The organism is uncultured Thioclava sp. (genome assembly GCF_913064665.1).
Lineage (GTDB): Bacteria > Pseudomonadota > Alphaproteobacteria > Rhodobacterales > Rhodobacteraceae > Thioclava > Thioclava arctica.
Map to the genome: position 1 here is coordinate 1 of NZ_CAJYBT010000016.1, position 15,980 is coordinate 15,980.

General features: G+C 60.3%; 13 protein-coding genes. 10 read left to right on the forward strand and 3 right to left on the reverse strand.

Features of this window, described 5'->3' with window-relative positions; translation table 11 throughout:
* The 3 genes from QZ571_RS08580 to dacB all read left to right on the forward strand — a co-directional run.
* On the forward strand, positions 1-705 hold a 705-nt coding region (locus QZ571_RS08580), incomplete at its 5' end, for a GGDEF domain-containing protein (protein ID WP_295533491.1).
* 79 nt (positions 706-784) lie between these two features.
* Positions 785-1,390 (forward strand): nicotinate-nucleotide adenylyltransferase, encoded by a 606-nt coding sequence (locus tag QZ571_RS08585; RefSeq protein WP_295533493.1) that lies wholly within the window; start codon positions 785-787, stop codon positions 1,388-1,390.
* Positions 1,391-1,519: 129 nt separating this feature from the next.
* Positions 1,520-2,905 carry a D-alanyl-D-alanine carboxypeptidase/D-alanyl-D-alanine-endopeptidase gene (gene dacB / locus QZ571_RS08590; RefSeq protein ID WP_295533495.1) on the forward strand — a complete coding sequence of 462 codons (1,386 nt, stop codon included), beginning with the start codon at positions 1,520-1,522 and terminating at the stop codon, positions 2,903-2,905.
* Here the strand turns inward: dacB and QZ571_RS08595 are convergent, their stop codons facing one another.
* On the reverse strand, positions 2,906-3,790 hold the full coding sequence (locus QZ571_RS08595) for a type IV pili methyl-accepting chemotaxis transducer N-terminal domain-containing protein (protein ID WP_295533497.1): 885 nt from the start codon (positions 3,788-3,790) through the stop codon (positions 2,906-2,908).
* 69 nt (positions 3,791-3,859) lie between these two features.
* Positions 3,860-4,282, reverse strand: a complete 423-nt coding sequence (locus QZ571_RS08600) for a tellurite resistance TerB family protein (protein WP_295533499.1) — start codon at positions 4,280-4,282, stop codon at positions 3,860-3,862.
* A gap of 108 nt (positions 4,283-4,390) precedes the next feature.
* On the opposite strand from QZ571_RS08600, the gene QZ571_RS08605 reads away from it, so the two are divergent.
* Positions 4,391-5,992, forward strand: a complete 1,602-nt coding sequence (locus tag QZ571_RS08605; protein WP_295533501.1) for a lysine--tRNA ligase — start codon at positions 4,391-4,393, stop codon at positions 5,990-5,992.
* Positions 5,993-6,259: 267 nt separating this feature from the next.
* Positions 6,260-8,551 (forward strand): glycosyl hydrolase family 28-related protein, encoded by a 2,292-nt coding sequence (locus QZ571_RS08610; RefSeq protein WP_295533503.1) that lies wholly within the window; start codon positions 6,260-6,262, stop codon positions 8,549-8,551.
* A gap of 75 nt (positions 8,552-8,626) precedes the next feature.
* Here QZ571_RS08610 and QZ571_RS08615 read toward each other — a convergent pair whose 3' ends face one another.
* Positions 8,627-9,118, reverse strand: a complete 492-nt coding sequence (locus QZ571_RS08615; protein ID WP_295533505.1) for a HugZ family protein — start codon at positions 9,116-9,118, stop codon at positions 8,627-8,629.
* Between the two features lie 120 nt (positions 9,119-9,238).
* Here QZ571_RS08615 and QZ571_RS08620 point away from each other — a divergent pair, with 120 nt between their 5' ends.
* From QZ571_RS08620 to QZ571_RS08640, 5 genes are all read left to right on the forward strand, one after another.
* A complete protein-coding gene (locus QZ571_RS08620) occupies positions 9,239-10,837 on the forward strand; it encodes a SulP family inorganic anion transporter (protein WP_295533641.1) in 1,599 nt (532 codons plus the stop codon).
* A gap of 327 nt (positions 10,838-11,164) precedes the next feature.
* A complete protein-coding gene (gene acs, locus QZ571_RS08625; RefSeq protein ID WP_295533507.1) occupies positions 11,165-13,132 on the forward strand; it encodes an acetate--CoA ligase in 1,968 nt (655 codons plus the stop codon).
* 20 nt (positions 13,133-13,152) lie between these two features.
* Positions 13,153-13,827 carry an adenylate kinase gene (locus QZ571_RS08630; RefSeq protein WP_295533509.1) on the forward strand — a complete coding sequence of 225 codons (675 nt, stop codon included), beginning with the start codon at positions 13,153-13,155 and terminating at the stop codon, positions 13,825-13,827.
* A gap of 60 nt (positions 13,828-13,887) precedes the next feature.
* Positions 13,888-14,145, forward strand: a complete 258-nt coding sequence (locus tag QZ571_RS08635; RefSeq protein ID WP_295533511.1) for a DUF4212 domain-containing protein — start codon at positions 13,888-13,890, stop codon at positions 14,143-14,145.
* Between the two features lie 26 nt (positions 14,146-14,171).
* Positions 14,172-15,914: a sodium:solute symporter family protein gene (locus QZ571_RS08640; RefSeq protein ID WP_295533513.1), complete on the forward strand. Its 1,743-nt coding sequence runs from the start codon at positions 14,172-14,174 to the stop codon at positions 15,912-15,914.
* Positions 15,915-15,980: the final 66 nt, after the last annotated feature.

Sequence of the window (15,980 nt, forward strand, 5' to 3'; positions counted from 1 at the left end):
ATCAACCTCAGTTTCGGATTTCATCTGCAGGAAGCTGTTGCGACATTTGCCCTGACCGAGCGCGATTTTTCGCCCGCCGATCTGGCGATGGAATTGCTCTATCTGCAAGAGGCGAAATCGCTGGTGATGCAAGAGTTGCGCGCGCTTACAGAGCGTCTCGATGCAGCGCGCAAACAGGCGGAAACGCAGGCCTTGACCGATCCGCTCACACGTCTGGCCAACCGACGCGCGATGGAGGCCGCTTTGGCGCAAGCGATTGCCGGGGCGGCACAAGGCGGCGCGCCGTTCACGTTAATCCAGATTGATCTCGACTATTTCAAATCGGTCAATGACACGCTGGGCCATGCTGCGGGCGACTACGTGTTGCTCGCGGTTGCGCGGATATTGCACGAGGAGATGCGCGCAGGCGATTTGGCTGGCCGGATGGGTGGCGATGAATTTTTGCTGCTTTTGCGCGGCGTGATGACGCCAGAACAGGTCAAACACTTGGCGGCACGGATCATAGATCGTCTGCAAGAGCCGAAATGGCACGAAGGGCGCGAGTGTCTGATTTCAGGTTCGCTTGGTGTGGTTATGTCGCTCGATTATTCTCCGCCCGAGATGGAGCGTATGCTTGTCGACGCAGATACTGCGACCTATGCCGCCAAAGAGGCTGGGCGAGGGTGTTGTTTGATGTATCGGGAGTTAGACGGGGTCGAAACTTAGGCGCCAAGCGGATCGCTCCCGCAGCGCGAAACGCAGATTTCTCTTTCGTTTGCCCGTCTTGTTCGGCTAAGGGCAGCCTATGAGACAAGGGTTTCCCATCGCACGGCCGGGGATGCGCATTGGCATTCTGGGCGGGTCGTTTGACCCCGCCCATAGCGGCCATGCGCTGATCACCCGCGAGGCGTTGCGACGCTTTAGCCTGGATCAGGTGTGGTGGATGATCAGCCCCGGCAATCCGCTTAAGCGCGCCGGGCCAGCGCCGATGGCGCAACGCATCGCTCAGGCCGCGCAGGTCATACAGGACCCGCGCGTCGTGATTACTGATATTGAGGCGCGTCTTGGCACGCGCTTTACCGCCGACACGCTGGCGCATCTGCAAGCTATCTATCCGGGTGTGCGCTTTGTCTGGCTGATGGGCGCGGATAATTTGGTGCAGTTTGATCAATGGGATCATTGGCGCGACATCATGGATCGGGTTCCGGTGGGAATTCTGGCGCGCCCGGGTTGGCGGATGCGTGGACGCACCGCGCGTGCGGCGCGCATTTATGCGCAGTTCGAACTGCCCGCCCGCGCCGCCCATGCGCTTGGCGATATGCAGACCCCGGCGTGGTCTTTTGTGAACATACCGATGTCGCCGCTGTCCTCCAGCGCGATCCGGGCGCAGGGCATTTGGCCGCGCAGATAAGCGCCATGCCCGCTTGAAGCTGCGCTTGGCCCTGCGCTAGGGTTTCGCAGGTGCGCGCATGGGAATCAAAACATGATTAAGCTGTCACGGCGAAGAGTAATCAGAGGCCTTTTCGCGGGAACGGCGGTGATGGCGCTGCCATCGGGTCTGCGCGCACAAACCGCGATGGCGTCCAGTGCAGCCCTGATCCGGGGCGCGGGGCTGAGCGGCGATGTGGCGTTTGTTCTGGCGGATCTGCGCACGGGGCAGGTGCTTGAAAGCCGTGGTGCGAACAAGGCCATGCCGCCCGCATCGGCGCTCAAGACGATCACCTCGCTTTATGCGCTAGAGACCCTTGGGTCGCAGTTTCGATTTGGCACGCATGTGATTGCAACCGGTCCGATTGTGGGTGGGATCATTCAGGGCGATTTGATCTTGGCAGGGGGCGGTGATCCGACTCTGAGCACCGATGATCTGGCCGCGATGGCCCAGCAACTGGCTGCGAAGGGCGTGCGCGGTGTGACAGGGCGGTATTTGACGTGGTCGGGAGCCTTGCCGTACACGCGCGAGATTGCCGATGATCAGCCGATTTATGCGGGGTATAATCCGGCGCTTTCGGGGCTGATGCTGAACTACAACCGGGTGCATTTTCAGTGGAAACGCGCGGGCAATGGTTGGGCGCTGAGCATGGATGCGCGCGGCAAGACCGCCCAGCCGCCCGCCTACACGGCCAAGGCAGCGATCGTTGATCGGGCCAAGCCGCTGTTTACCTATTCCGACCGCGGCGGGATTGAGCAATGGACCGTTGCCTCGAAGGCGCTTGGGCGGGGCGGCAGTCGCTGGTTGCCCGTGCGTGACCCGGCTGCTTATACGGGAGATGTGTTTCAGACGCTTGCGCGTGCCCAAGGGGTGCCGCTGCCCCAAGCGCAAAGTATTTCGCGTATGCCCGGCGGGGATGTGTTGGTGACGCAGGCGAGCGACGCGCTGTCGCCACTGCTGCGCGCAATGATGAAATATTCAACCAATCTGACGGCCGAGGCCGTGGGTTTGACAGCGAGTGCGCGACAGGGTGCGGGAGGCTCGCTTGCGGCGTCGGGCAAGGCGATGGCAAATTGGTTGAGCGCGCGCACGGGCACCCGCTCGGCGCGGTTCACGGATCATTCGGGGCTGCGGGCCGACGCGAAAATTGCGCCCGGTGATATGGTCACGGCGCTGCGGGTGTTGGGCGCGCCAATGGGGCTGCGGGTTTTGATGAAGCCTTTCAAGCTGCGCGATGCGAGCGGCAAACCGATGAAAACGCAGCCGTTTGCGGTGGATGCCAAGACCGGTACGCTGGATTTCGTTTCGACTTTGGCGGGCTATATGACGGCGCCAGACGGGACAGAGTTGGTCTTTGCGATTTTCACCGCCGATCTGGCGCAACGTCGGCGCACTCTGGGGCAAGAGCGCCCGCCCGGTCAGCGCGACTGGGTCAGACGCTCCAAGATATTGCAAAGTCAACTTTTGCAGCGCTGGGCGGCGGTTTACGGTGCTTGATCAGCCATTCACATAGGCCCACACGACCTCTTCAAGGCGGGGCAGCAGGTCTTCGTAGAGATGCGCAACGTCGAAAAGTGCTGTGTTTGACAGCGAGGTGTCCGCGGCTGCGGGCTCCAGCAGATAAATCAGATCGCTCCAGGCGTAATGTGCCTGCACCAAAGCCTCGAACGTGTCGGGCGCGGGCGGATCGGGCGTGTCTGCGGCAATTCCTCTGCGCAGGGCATATCCGGTTTTCTCAAACAAGTCGGTTTTCGTCCGAATTTGGCTGATATGTGCCTCGGCGCTGCCATTTGCGCCATGAGTCGCGGCGAGTAGGCAGATGTCCTTGATGATGGCCTGCGACAGCATGCGTTGCCGCCCGGCAAGTTTGATTTCCACAAGATGTGCACCTGATTGAGGCGCTCTTGCGCGTTCAAGCGCGCCCACCACCGATTGCGAGGTGGCAAGCAAGATCGGTTCGAGCCGGACAAGTCGGCCAAGCAGGGTCTGCGCGTCTGTTTTGTCAGCGCTACGCTGGTCCCGGATCTGGGTCGCCAGATTGCGATAGGGACCCCAGATCATCCGGCTTTCATGCAGCGCGATGCGTGCGAACACCCCATCGATCGGGGGCAATCCCATCGACGGGGCGCCCGTTTCCAGATGGTCCAGAGAGACACGAAACAGATCGAGCGATTGCGTGAGAATTTGGATCTGTCTTTCGCGGTCGATGCCGAGGGTGAGGAAGCAGGCCGCTGCGGTCATTCGCTGGCTCAGCAGCCGTTGGCGCCCCGCGATATCCATGCGTAGCTTGTCGATCTCATCTGCGCTGCGCTGTTGCGCGACGACGGGCAGGGAAAGGCCGAGCGCAAACAGGCAAGTGAAAAACAAGCGGAGAAGGCGCATAGAAACCTCTGAAAACAAGTGTTGCAGAGGTTTCTAGCATAGCCCGGTTTCGACGCGGTTAACGCTGCCTCAAAGAGTCATATGTCGCGCCCGCGCCCCGCGTTCGATAGCCACCGCATGCAGTCGGTCGATGGCCAATTCACTGCGGATTTCCTCGAGCATGCGCAGCTCGGTCTGGCGGATCGTGCCATCGGCGGCGGCCACATCGCAAGCCAGCGCATAGGCGGTTTCATACAGACGTTCGGGCAAGGCCGCGCGGATCAGGCCAAACAGCGCCTCCAGCCCGTCTTCTTCTTCAAATAACGCATAGACCGATTTCGACACGCGCGCGGCGCGGTCGATGTCGTAGCTGGCAAAGATCGGCATGTGGTCGATGATGCGGTTGATTGCGATGAGTTCGGAGGTGGGCACATGCTCATCTGCGGCGGAAATGGCGACCATTACCGCGATCAGGGCGTCTTGGGACGAGAGCGAGGACAAAATATCGGGCAAGGGGAGGCTCCTGCTAGGGGTTCAGGGTGCAAATTATTGACTGTGAGCGCGCGCCGCAATAGGTGGGGCGCGAGTGGGCGCGATGGGCGCGCCGCGATGAGGTGTGCTATGACGAGCTTGCGTGACGCTGCGATGACTTCCAAGGCCTGGCCCTTTGAGGAGGCGCGTCGGCTGCTTAAACGCTACGAGAAGAAGGATCCCGAGAAGGGATACGTGCTGTTTGAGACGGGTTACGGGCCCTCGGGGCTGCCCCATATTGGCACGTTTGGCGAGGTTGCGCGCACCACGATGATCCGGCGCGCCTTCGAGGTGATCTCGGATATCCCTACGAAATTGCTGTGCTTTTCCGACGATATGGACGGGATGCGCAAAGTGCCGACGAACGTGCCCAATCAGGACATGCTGCGCAAGCACGAGCAAGAGCCGCTGACTTCGGTGCCCGACCCGTTCGGGGAATACCCGAGCTTTGGCGATCATAACAACGCGATGTTGCGCCGGTTCCTCGATACGTTCGGGTTCGAGTATGAATTCGCGAGCGCGACCGAGTATTACAAATCCGGCAAGTTCGACGACATGCTGATCCGTTCGGCGGAGCGCTATGATGACATCATGGCCATCATGTTGAAAAGTTTGCGCGAAGAGCGTCAGCAGACCTATTCGTGTTTCCTGCCGATCCATCCCGAAACGGGGCGCGTTTTGTATGTGCCGATGAAAGAGGTCAACGCCAAGAACGGCACGGTGACCTTTGACGACGAGGACGGGCGCGAATGGACGCTGCCGGTCACGGGTGGCAATGTGAAGCTGCAATGGAAGCCCGATTTCGGCATGCGTTGGGCGGCGCTCGATGTCGATTTCGAGATGTACGGCAAGGATCACTCGACGAACACGCCGATCTATGACGGGATTTGCCGGGTTCTGGGGGGACGTGCGCCCGAGCATTTCACCTATGAGCTGTTCCTGGATTCCAATGGTGAGAAGATTTCCAAATCGAAAGGCAACGGGCTGTCGATTGATGAATGGCTGACCTATGCCTCGACCGAATCCCTGAGCTATTTCATGTATCTCAAGCCAAAGACCGCCAAGCGGATGCATTTCGATGTGATCCCGAAAGCGGTGGATGAATACCACCAGCAGCTGCGCGCCTTTCCCGATCAGGATGCTGAAAAGCAAGCCAATAATCCGGTCTGGCACATTCATGGTGGCCAACCGCCTGAAAGCCACATGGTTGTGCCGTTCTCGATGCTGCTGAACCTCGCAAGCGTTGCCGGGTCGAGCGACAAGGAGGGGCTGTGGGGGTTCATCAAGCGTTATGCGCCCGATGCCACGCCCGAAACCCATCCCGATCTGGATCAGGCGGCGGGCTTCGCAGTGCGCTACTTTACCGATTTTGTCGCCCCCGAGCGCCAGTTCCGCCTACCCAGCGATCTTGAGCGCGCGGCAATCGAAGATCTGCGCAATCAATTGGCTGCACTGCCGAAAACAGATCTGCATGTGCAGTTTGAAGACCCCGCAGATGCGTTGCAAACGATCGTTTTCGCAGTGGGCAAGGAGCATGGGTTTGAGCCACTGCGCGATTGGTTCAAGGCGCTTTACGAGGTGCTATTGGGTGCCTCGCAAGGCCCGCGTTTTGGCGGGTTCATCGCACTATACGGTGTTGATGAAACGATCGCGCTGATCGACCGGGCCTTGGCAGGTGAACTGGTCGCTTAACGCACAGCGAGACCACGATCAGAACCGCCCGTGCAGATCGCGCGGGCGGTTTGCGTTTGTGCGGCTCCCAAGGGACGGCGCACGGTGCTCTCAGCACTTCTTTAACCTTCTCCTCTAGCTCTTGTTGGGCCGAGGCGCGCGCTTCGGTCGATCCCCAGCACGAGTATCCCCAGGCCATGGCAGCCAGAGTGGAGCGATCCACGCGCCTGGGCCTTTGGGCCGATGCGCCGTGCCGGGTGGGCGGGAACAGGAACAAGAGGATTGCTGATGAACGTGGCGATTACCGATGGGCTGGTGTTGACCCCGCCCGCTTTCGATGAAGGGCTGGATCAATGGTCGAGCGAGAACGGCACGCCGGGCTCAACCACCTATGAGGATGCAGCGAATGCGGCCTTTGTGCCAGCGGATGCGGATTTTTCCGGCTGTCTGGAGCTGCTCAAAACACAGAGCACGCAAAAGCTGCGCGCAATGGTCAAAACGCCGATCCTGCCGGGGACCTACCTGAAAATCTCGGCGCGGGTGAAAGCGATGAGTGGCAACCTGCCTTCGGTGCGGATTGCGGGTTATGCGGTCAGTGCAAGCGGTGCGCATATCAGCGGGCTGAACGAGGTTGGACCTAGCGTTGCGCTGCTCAGCTATGGCGAGATTGTCGAGGTCTCTGCGATTGTTGGCACTGGCAACCGGGCGGGTGTCGATATGGTCTGGGGAATGCAGCCCCATGACGGCTATTTCGGGCTGGATATGACCGGGGCCAATGGCGGTGTCGTGCGCATTGATGACATCCAGATCGAGGATGTGACTGACGCCTTCCTGCGCGACATGATGGATTGGGTCGATGTGCGCGATTACGGCGCGGTTGGTGACGGGACGACCGATGACTCGGCCGCTTTCGTGGCCGCGGATCAGGCCGCAGCGGGCCGTGAGATCGTGGTGCCGGAGGGCAGCTATTTCCTTGGCTCCACGATTTCGATCAAGGCGCCGATCAAGTTCGTGGGCACTTTGGTGATGCCGGTCGCCGCCAAGTTGGCGCTGCTGTCTTCATTTGATTTCCCGACCTATGCCGAGGCTTTTGGCGACGAAGAGGCTGGGTTCAAGAAGGCGTTGCAGGCGCTGTTTGGCTATACCGATCACAATGTGCTGGACCTGAAGGGGCGGCGCGTCGAGATTTCCGCACCGATCCGGATTGATGAGATTGCCCCGGACCTGTCGAGCTTTTCGAACCGGCGGATTCTGCAGAACGGTCAGTTCAACGTGATTGAGGGGCCCGTTTGGAATGATCAGGTTGTGACCTCGCAGGCGACCTATTCCAGCGCGCAATCCATGCAGCTGACCAATGTCGCCAATATCGCCAATATCCCGGTGGGCGCGCATATCACGGGCAGCGGTGTGGGCCGCGAGGTCTATGTGAAATCGGTCAATATCGGCGCGGGGACGTTGTATCTCTCGCAGCCGCTTTATGGCGGGTCGGGCACGCGCAATTACACCTTCACGCGCTATCAATATGTGCTGGATTTCTCGGGTATGGATAAGTTGGACCGGTTCAACATCGCCAATGTCGAATTCCTATGCAATGGCGCGGCAAGCTGTCTGATGCTGGCGCCGGATGGGCAGATGACGCAGATCCGCGATTCATATGTGGTGCGGCCCAAGGATCGCGGGATCACTTCGATTGGGCGGGGCTGTCAGGATTTGCTGGTCGATGGTTGCCAGTTCCTGTCAGACGAAATGCTGACGCCGGCGCAAGATCGCAAATCGGTCGTGCTCAACGTCAATGCCAATGACAGCAAGATCCGGGATTCGCGTTTCGTGCGGTTCGGGACGACCTTCGTTCTGAATGGCTCAGGTCATCTGATTGTCGGCAATCACTGGTTTCAGGGCGATGAAGAAACTGCGGGTGTGCGGGTCGCCGGGTTGGTGTTCACCCAGACCAATGTGCAGGCAGCGGTGACGGGCAATTACATCGACAACTCGGTGATCGAGTGGACCAATGAACACGACGCCGATCCCGGTTTCGCCAATGAATACAGCTTTGGCGGGCTGACGCTGACGGGCAATACCTGTGTGTGCATCAATGTCGCGCCGTGGTTTACCTGGCTGTCCATCAAGCCCTATGGGGCGGGGCATTTCGTGCAGGGTTTGAGCGTGGCGAACAATGTGTTCAAATCGCTCAATGGCAATGTCGACCGGATCGAGCGGATCGATACGACATTTGCCGATCTGGATCGCTCGCGGATGCGCAATATCACCTTTGAAGGCAATATGTTTAACGCTATCAATAGCATAACGCAAAATCCGGTGGTCCTTGAGGTCAACCAATCCAGTGCGCAATCGGTCTGGACGGTCGATCCAAGCGACTATCTGCCCTTTGGCGGCTGGGCGCGCAATTGTCAGGGGCTCGTGGCCGAGGGGATGGTGCGCAACGCCTCGGGGACGCGGATCGAAGCGATGCCCTATGTGGCGGTCGAACAGGGGGCAAGCAAGACGCTTGCGACGATCAACTGGCCTGAGGCGACCAAAGGGCGAATGCAGATCGTGCTGCGGATGGACACTCCGATCTGATTGCAAGCCGGGCTTCGGTGCGGCGATTGGGGTGAGGCGGTGGCGCGCGGGGGGGAACCCTCGCGCGCCTTTCGTTCAGCTGGTGGGTGCCAAATCATGCGCGCTGAGCTGCCAGGCGCGCCCAAAGCCGCCATTCAGTGCACCCGATTGCGGGCGCAGGACGAAGAAGGTGAAATCGGGCAGGTCGATATAAAGTTTCGATTTCGGATGGGTCGCCAGCCAATGCGCGTGCAGCGCCGCAAAACGCACTTCATTGCGCCCGATCTGATCGGCCAAGATGCGCAGCGACAGACGCGGATGGGTCAGCGGGTCGCCCTTCTCCCCCGGCTCGCCCAGCAGCAGCCCGGCACGCGGATCAGCCAGCAGCGCGCCCGTATGCGCCGCAAGCCCCGAGACCAGTGTCGCGATCTCTCCTCCGGGTGTTGTTCCAATCGCAACGCGGCTCACAGCGGGAAAGCCGCTATTGGCGTCATTTACCGCCAGCGCCCCGAATGTCGCCGCCGCGATCAGGTTTCGCGCCAGAGTGCACGCGTCGTCATCGGTGGGGCGGATCGGGGATTGGGGCATTTTCTCTCGGTGGTGCGCTTGACAAGCCCGAATGCGAGGCGTTTGTTGGCGCCACATAATCATAGTTAGCGTCCCATCATGAGTGAAACAACCCAGGCCGGGAAGGCGGGTGTCTCTGGCATGCCGCATGTTCCTTTGCGTCCCAAATTATTAACCGCGTTGGCCGAAGGCTATGGGCTGCGCGATCTGCGTGCCGATCTGGTCGCGGGGCTGACGGTGGCCATCGTGGCGCTTCCGTTGTCGATGGCGATTGCGATTGCCTCGGGGGTGGGGCCCGAACGGGGGCTTGTCACCGCGATCGTGGGTGGCGCGCTGGTCTCGGCTTTTGGCGGATCACGGTTTCAGATTGGCGGGCCGGCAGGGGCGTTCATCGTGCTGGTCGCGGCGTGCGTGATGCAAACGGGCGTGTCTGGCTTGGTGCTGGCGACGCTGTTATCGGGTGTGATGCTTGCCCTGCTGGGCGTGTTGCGGCTGGGGGGCTACATTCGGTTCATGCCCTATCCGGTGACCGTCGGGTTCACCACCGGGATCGGGGTGATCATCCTTGCCAGCCAGTTCAAAGACATGTTGGGCCTGTCCCTGCCGGGCGGTGAGCCAGGACCGATCTTGCCAAAAATCGCGGCACTTTGGGGTGCGCGAGGCACTGCCAGCCCGATGGCGATTGCTGTGGCGCTTGCAACGATTGCGCTGATTGTCGGGCTCAAGCGGTTTGCGCCGCGCTTGCCCTCGCTGTTGATCGCGGTGGCTTTGGTCACGTTGATCACCGCGCTGGCGGGCCTGCCGGTGGAAACCATCGCCAGCAAATTCGGCGAATTGCCCCGTTTTCTCCCCGCCCCCGCACTCCCCGATCTGAGCTGGGACAAGGTCAGCACGGCACTGCCTTGGGCACTGTCTTTCACGCTGTTGGGCGCGATTGAATCGCTGCTATCGGCGATGGTGGCTGACGGGATGAGCGGCGGGCAGCATCGCTCGGATATGGAGTTGGTGGCACAGGGCATCGCCAATATCGGATCGGCGCTGTTTGGCGGCATCTGCGTGACCGGCACGATTGCGCGCACCGCAACCAATGTGCGGGCTGGCGCGCGCTCGCCCATCGCGGGGATTGCGCATTCGGTGATCTTGCTGGCGACGATGATGGTGGCCGCGCCCTTGGCGGGAAGCATTCCGCTGGCCGCCTTGGCGGGGCTGCTGGGGATCGTGGCGTGGAACATGATCGAGCGGCATGAATTTGCAGCGCTGACGCGGGCCTCGCGCGGCGATGCGCTGGTGTTGTGGGTGACGTTCCTTGTCGTGACCTTCCGCGATCTGGCCGAGGGAATCGTGCTGGGCTTTGCACTGGGCGGGCTGGTGTTCATTCGCCATATGGCCGAGCTGGCGCAGCTGCGTGAAGGCAGCGCACCGGCGGCCGATAACCCCGAGGCGCAAGACCCCGACGTGCTGCGCTACCGGCTGCACGGGATGGTGTTTTTCGGTTCTGTCGCGCGTTTGGGCACGATCTTGACGCGGATCGCACAGCGCCCGCGCGTGGTCGAGATCGACGTGGCCGAGGTAAGTTTCATCGACTCCACGGGCGTGCAAATGATTGCAACGCTTGCGAAGCAGTTGCAGCGCCGGGGTGGGGCGCTGGTGATCGTGAATGCCCGCCCCGATATCGTGCAGGCGCTGAACGCCTATGGGCTGGCGCAGGCGGGTGTGGATATCCTCCCCGCCCCGCTCTGAGCTCGAATCACGCGCGCGTCATCTAACCGGGCCGATTTCGCGCGCCGCTAAAACCTTGACCTCCCGGTCAATTTGCAAACCCCACAGATTTTCTAAGCTCTCAACAGCCAAGCGATTGAAACGGCTTGCCTATTTTTTGACATAATTTGCTAACTTTACAAAGTTAGCGCAAACGCTGTCAAATAATTTACAGAAAAATCTAATACATAAAGGGGGTTACATGAAACTTAACGTATGGGTTACACTTAGCGGGGGTAAAGTGCCTGCGGCGGCGTCGCGGGCAGGAGGCGGCGCCGCGCCGCGACATGAAATTGTGGGAGGAAGCCAATGGCTGCTCAGGAACAAGCGCATCAAATCCCGGACCTAAAAGAAATTCCGCCGGGCTTTGAGAACGCACATGCGGATGCTGCGAAATATCGCGCGATGTATCAGGAATCGATCGATACGCCTGACAAGTTCTGGGCCCGCGAGGCGCAGCGCCTGGATTGGATCACCCCGTTCACCAAGGTGAAGAACACCGATTTCACCTACGGCAATGTCTCGATCAAATGGTTCGAGGATGGCGTGCTCAATGCTTCGGTGAACTGCGTTGATCGCCATTTGGCCACGCGCGGCTCTCAGACCGCTATCATCTTTGAGCCCGATGATCCCGAAACCCCGGCGCTGCATATCACCTATAGCGAGCTGTCCGAAAAGGTGAATCGCTTTGCCAACGTCCTGCTAAGCCAAGGCGTGATGCGTGGCGACCGTGTGGTGATCTATCTGCCGATGATCCCCGAGGCCGCTTATGCGATGCTGGCCTGTGCGCGCATCGGCGCGATCCATTCCATCGTGTTCGCTGGCTTCTCGCCCGATGCGCTGGCCAACCGGATCAACGATTGCGGCGCCAAGCTGGTGATCACCGCTGACAGTGCCCCGCGTGGCGGGCGTCGCACGCAGCTCAAGGCGAATGCCGATGCCGCATTGCTGCATTGCTCGGACAAGGTGCGCTGCCTTGTGGTCAAGCATACCGGCGATCAGACGAGCTGGATTCAGGGCCGCGATGTCGATGTGAAGGCGCTGATGGATAACGTCTCGCCCGAATGTCCGCCGCGCCCGATGAGCGCCGAAGACCCGCTGTTCATCCTCTATACCTCTGGCTCGACGGGCAAGCCCAAGGGCGTGGTGCACACGACGGGCGGCTATCTCGTCTATGCCTCGATGACGCATCAATACACGTTCGACTATCACGATGGCGACGTGTTCTGGTGCACCGCCGATGTCGGCTGGGTCACCGGCCACAGCTATATCGTCTATGGTCCGCTGGCCAATGGCGCGACCACGATCATGTTTGAAGGCGTGCCGACCTATCCCGATGCGGGCCGCTTCTGGGCCGTGTGCGAAAAGCACAAGGTCAGCCAGTTCTATACCGCCCCCACCGCGATCCGCTCGCTGATGGGGCAGGGCAAGGAATGGGTCGAGAAATACGATCTGTCCTCGATCAAGGTGCTGGGCTCGGTCGGTGAACCGATCAACCCCGAGGCATGGGCTTGGTATGATCAGCATATCGGCAAGGGCAGATGCCCGATCGTCGATACGTTCTGGCAGACGGAAACGGGCGGCCACATGCTGACCCCGCTTCCCGGCGCGATTGCGACCAAACCGGGCTCGGCAACGCGCCCCTTCTTTGGCGTCAAACCGGTTATTCTGGATGCGCAAACCGCGCAGCGTCAGGATGAAACCGAGGCCGAGGGCGTGCTGTGTATCTCTGATAGCTGGCCGGGCCAGATGCGCACCCTTTGGGGCGATCACGAGCGCTTCCAAGAAGCCTATTTCAGCCAATATCGCGGCTATTACTTTACCGGTGATGGCTGTCGTCGCGACAAGGATGGCTATTACTGGATCACCGGGCGCGTTGATGACGTGATCAACGTCTCGGGTCACCGGATGGGCACGGCCGAAGTCGAATCCGCGCTGGTCGCGCACCAGGCTGTCGCCGAGGCCGCCGTCGTTGGCTATCCCCACGAGCTGAAAGGTCAGGGCATCTACGCCTATGTCACCTTGATGAACGATGTCGAACCCACCGAAGAACTGCGCAAAGAGCTTGAAAAATGGGTCCGCACCGAGATCGGTCCGATTGCCAAACCCGACATCATCCAATGGGCTCCGGGCCTGCCGAAAACCCGCTCGGGCAAGATCATGCGCCGCATTCTGCGCAAGATCGCCGAGAATGATTTCGGCTCGTTGGGGGACATTTCGACACTGGCCGATCCGTCGGTGGTCGAGGAGTTGATCGAAAACCGCGGCGTCAAGTGATGGCCAAGGGAGGAGAGGCGATGACTGACGCAAAAAGCGCCGTTCTGATCCTGCTTGGCCCTCCGGGGGCAGGCAAGGGCACGCAGGCCCGCATGCTCGAGGAAAAGTTCGGCTTGGTGCAGTTGTCCACCGGTGACTTGCTGCGCGCAGCGGTCGCCGAGGGCACGCCCGCAGGCAAGGCTGCCAAGGCGGTGATGGAAGAGGGCGGTCTGGTCAGCGATGAGATCGTGCTGGCCATCCTGCGCGACCGTCTTGCCCAGCCCGATGTGGCGCGTGGGATCATCCTTGACGGGTTTCCGCGCACGGCGGGGCAGGCGGCGGATCTCGATAAGCTGCTGCACTACACCGGCCAAAATGTGAACGCCGCGATCAGCCTTGAAGTTGATGACGAGGCGATGATCACGCGCGTTGCGGGCCGCTATACCTGCGCCAAATGCGGCGAAGGCTATCATGACGAATTCAAACAGCCCGCAGTTGCGGGCGTTTGTGACAAATGCGGCGGCACGGAATTCAAACGCCGGGCCGACGACAACGCCGAGACGGCGCGTGCCAGGCTAGAAGCCTATCACGCGCAAACGGCGCCGCTGATCGCTCATTACCGGGCGCTCGGTGTTCTGCAAGAGATCGACGCGATGGGCTCCATTGACAAGATCGCTGCGGATTTGGGGTCGATCGTTGCGCGCGTCTCGACCTGACTACGGGAGGGGCGGGCCCATGAGGGGCCCGTCTGGAGAAAACGAAAGGGAGTTACGCTCATGGCGGACAAATCCTCGTCCAACGCCTATTGGAAGGCGAATATCCGGACCATCCAGCTGTTTCTGGTGATCTGGTTTGTCGTTTCCTTCGGGTTTGGCATTTTGCTGCGTCCGATGCTTGCGGGCATCAAGATCGGCGGCACTGATCTGGGCTTCTGGTTCGCTCAGCAAGGTGCAGTGCTCGTGTTTCTGGTTCTCATCTTCACCTATGCGTGGCGGATGAACAAACTGGACCGCGAACACGGCGTCGAAGAATAAGAACATCTAGGGAGGACTAGAGGGATATGGATCAGTTTACTCTGAACCTGCTGGTGGTTGGCGCGACCTTCGTGCTTTACATCGGCATCGCAATTTGGGCCCGAGCGGGCTCGACTGCGGAATTTTACGCAGCAGGTCGCGGCGTGCATCCGGTGCTTAACGGGATGGCAACCGGCGCTGACTGGATGTCGGCGGCGTCGTTCATCTCGATGGCCGGTATCATCGCGTTTAGTGGCTATGACGCATCGACCTACCTGATGGGCTGGACTGGTGGCTATGTGCTGCTTGCGATGCTGCTCGCGCCTTACCTGCGCAAATTCGGCAAATTCACCGTGCCGGAATTCATCGGCGACCGTTTCTACAGCCAAACAGCGCGTACCGTGGCCGTGATCTGCCTGATCATCGCCTCGATCACCTATGTTATCGGTCAGATGACGGGTGTGGGCGTGGCGTTCTCGCGCTTCTTGGAGGTCGATAACACCACCGGCCTCTTTATCGGTGCGGCCATCGTGTTCTTGTATGCGGTTCTGGGCGGCATGAAAGGCATCACCTATACGCAGGTGGCGCAATATGTCGTGCTGATCATCGCCTACACGATCCCGGCGATCTTCATCTCGCTGCAACTGACGGGCAATCCGATCCCGGCATTGGGCCTGTTCTCCAATGACGTGAACACCGGGATGCCGATCCTCTCGACCCTCAACGACACGGTCGAGGCGCTGGGCTTCAAATCCTATACCGGGATGCACGATACCACCCTCAACATGTTCCTGTTCACCATGACGCTGATGATCGGCACCGCCGGTCTGCCCCACGTCATCGTGCGCTTCTTCACCGTGCCGACTGTCGCTGATGCGCGCAGCTCTGCTGGGTGGGCGCTGGTGTTCATCTCGCTGCTCTATCTCACCGCTCCGGCTGTGGGGGCGATGGCGCGTCTGAACCTGATCAACACCTTCTACCCCAATGGCGTCAGCCAGCCGGCGGTAGAGTTGAGCCAGATCCAAACCGCTCCGCAGGACCTTTGGGTTCGGAACTGGGAAAAAACCGGTCTGTTGAAAATCGAGGACAAGAACGGCGATGGCATGATCGAGTATAATGCCAATCCCGACACCAACGAGCTGGACGTGAACCGTGACATCATCACGCTTGCCAACCCCGAAATCGCCAACCTTCCGGGCTGGGTGATCGCGCTGGTGGCAGCAGGTGGTCTGGCGGCTGCTCTGTCCACGGCTGCGGGCTTGCTGATGGCAATTTCTTCGGCTGTCAGCCACGACTTGATCAAATCGCAGATCAACCCCGGCATCTCGGAAAAAGGTGAGCTACTGGCGGCGCGGATCTCGATGGGTGTGGCGATTGCGGTCGCGACCTATCTGGGTCTCAACCCTCCGGGCTTTGCAGCGCAGACGGTGGCCTTGGCCTTCGGTCTGGCGGCCAGCTCGATCTTCCCGGCTTTGATGATGGGGATCTTCTCCAAGAAGATCAACAACTCGGGTGCCGTGGCAGGGATGCTGGTGGGTCTGACGACCACGCTGGTCTACATCTTCCTGCACAAGGGCTGGTTCTTCGTGGCCGATACCGCAAGCTTCTCGGATGCAAACCCGATGATCTTGTCGATCAAATCGACCTCGTTCGGTGTGATCGGTGCGGTTCTCAACTTCGCGACTGCGTTCATCGTGTCGGGCATGACCAAAGAGACCCCGCAAGATATCCAGGAACTGGTGGAATCGATCCGTATCCCCAAAGGGGCCGGTGCGGCGACGGACCACTGAGACTTTGGCTTGGGCAGGGTGTAAGCTTTGCCCAAGACTTGCGAACGACCGAGGGGCGCCCTGCAA

Excerpts from the sequence above, each read along its gene's own strand:
- QZ571_RS08585 (WP_295533493.1), top strand. The coding sequence starts at position 785 with ATGAGACAAGGGTTTCCCATCGCACGGCCGGGGATGCGCATTGGCATT.
- dacB (WP_295533495.1), top strand. The coding sequence starts at position 1,520 with ATGGCGCTGCCATCGGGTCTGCGCGCACAAACCGCGATGGCGTCCAGT.
- QZ571_RS08595 (WP_295533497.1), bottom strand. The coding sequence starts at position 3,790 with ATGCGCCTTCTCCGCTTGTTTTTCACTTGCCTGTTTGCGCTCGGCCTT.
- QZ571_RS08605 (WP_295533501.1), top strand. The coding sequence starts at position 4,391 with ATGACGAGCTTGCGTGACGCTGCGATGACTTCCAAGGCCTGGCCCTTT.
- QZ571_RS08610 (WP_295533503.1), top strand. The coding sequence starts at position 6,260 with ATGAACGTGGCGATTACCGATGGGCTGGTGTTGACCCCGCCCGCTTTC.
- QZ571_RS08615 (WP_295533505.1), bottom strand. The coding sequence starts at position 9,118 with ATGCCCCAATCCCCGATCCGCCCCACCGATGACGACGCGTGCACTCTG.
- QZ571_RS08620 (WP_295533641.1), top strand. The coding sequence starts at position 9,239 with ATGCCGCATGTTCCTTTGCGTCCCAAATTATTAACCGCGTTGGCCGAA.
- acs (WP_295533507.1), top strand. The coding sequence starts at position 11,165 with ATGGCTGCTCAGGAACAAGCGCATCAAATCCCGGACCTAAAAGAAATT.
- QZ571_RS08630 (WP_295533509.1), top strand. The coding sequence starts at position 13,153 with ATGACTGACGCAAAAAGCGCCGTTCTGATCCTGCTTGGCCCTCCGGGG.
- QZ571_RS08635 (WP_295533511.1), top strand. The coding sequence starts at position 13,888 with ATGGCGGACAAATCCTCGTCCAACGCCTATTGGAAGGCGAATATCCGG.
- QZ571_RS08640 (WP_295533513.1), top strand. The coding sequence starts at position 14,172 with ATGGATCAGTTTACTCTGAACCTGCTGGTGGTTGGCGCGACCTTCGTG.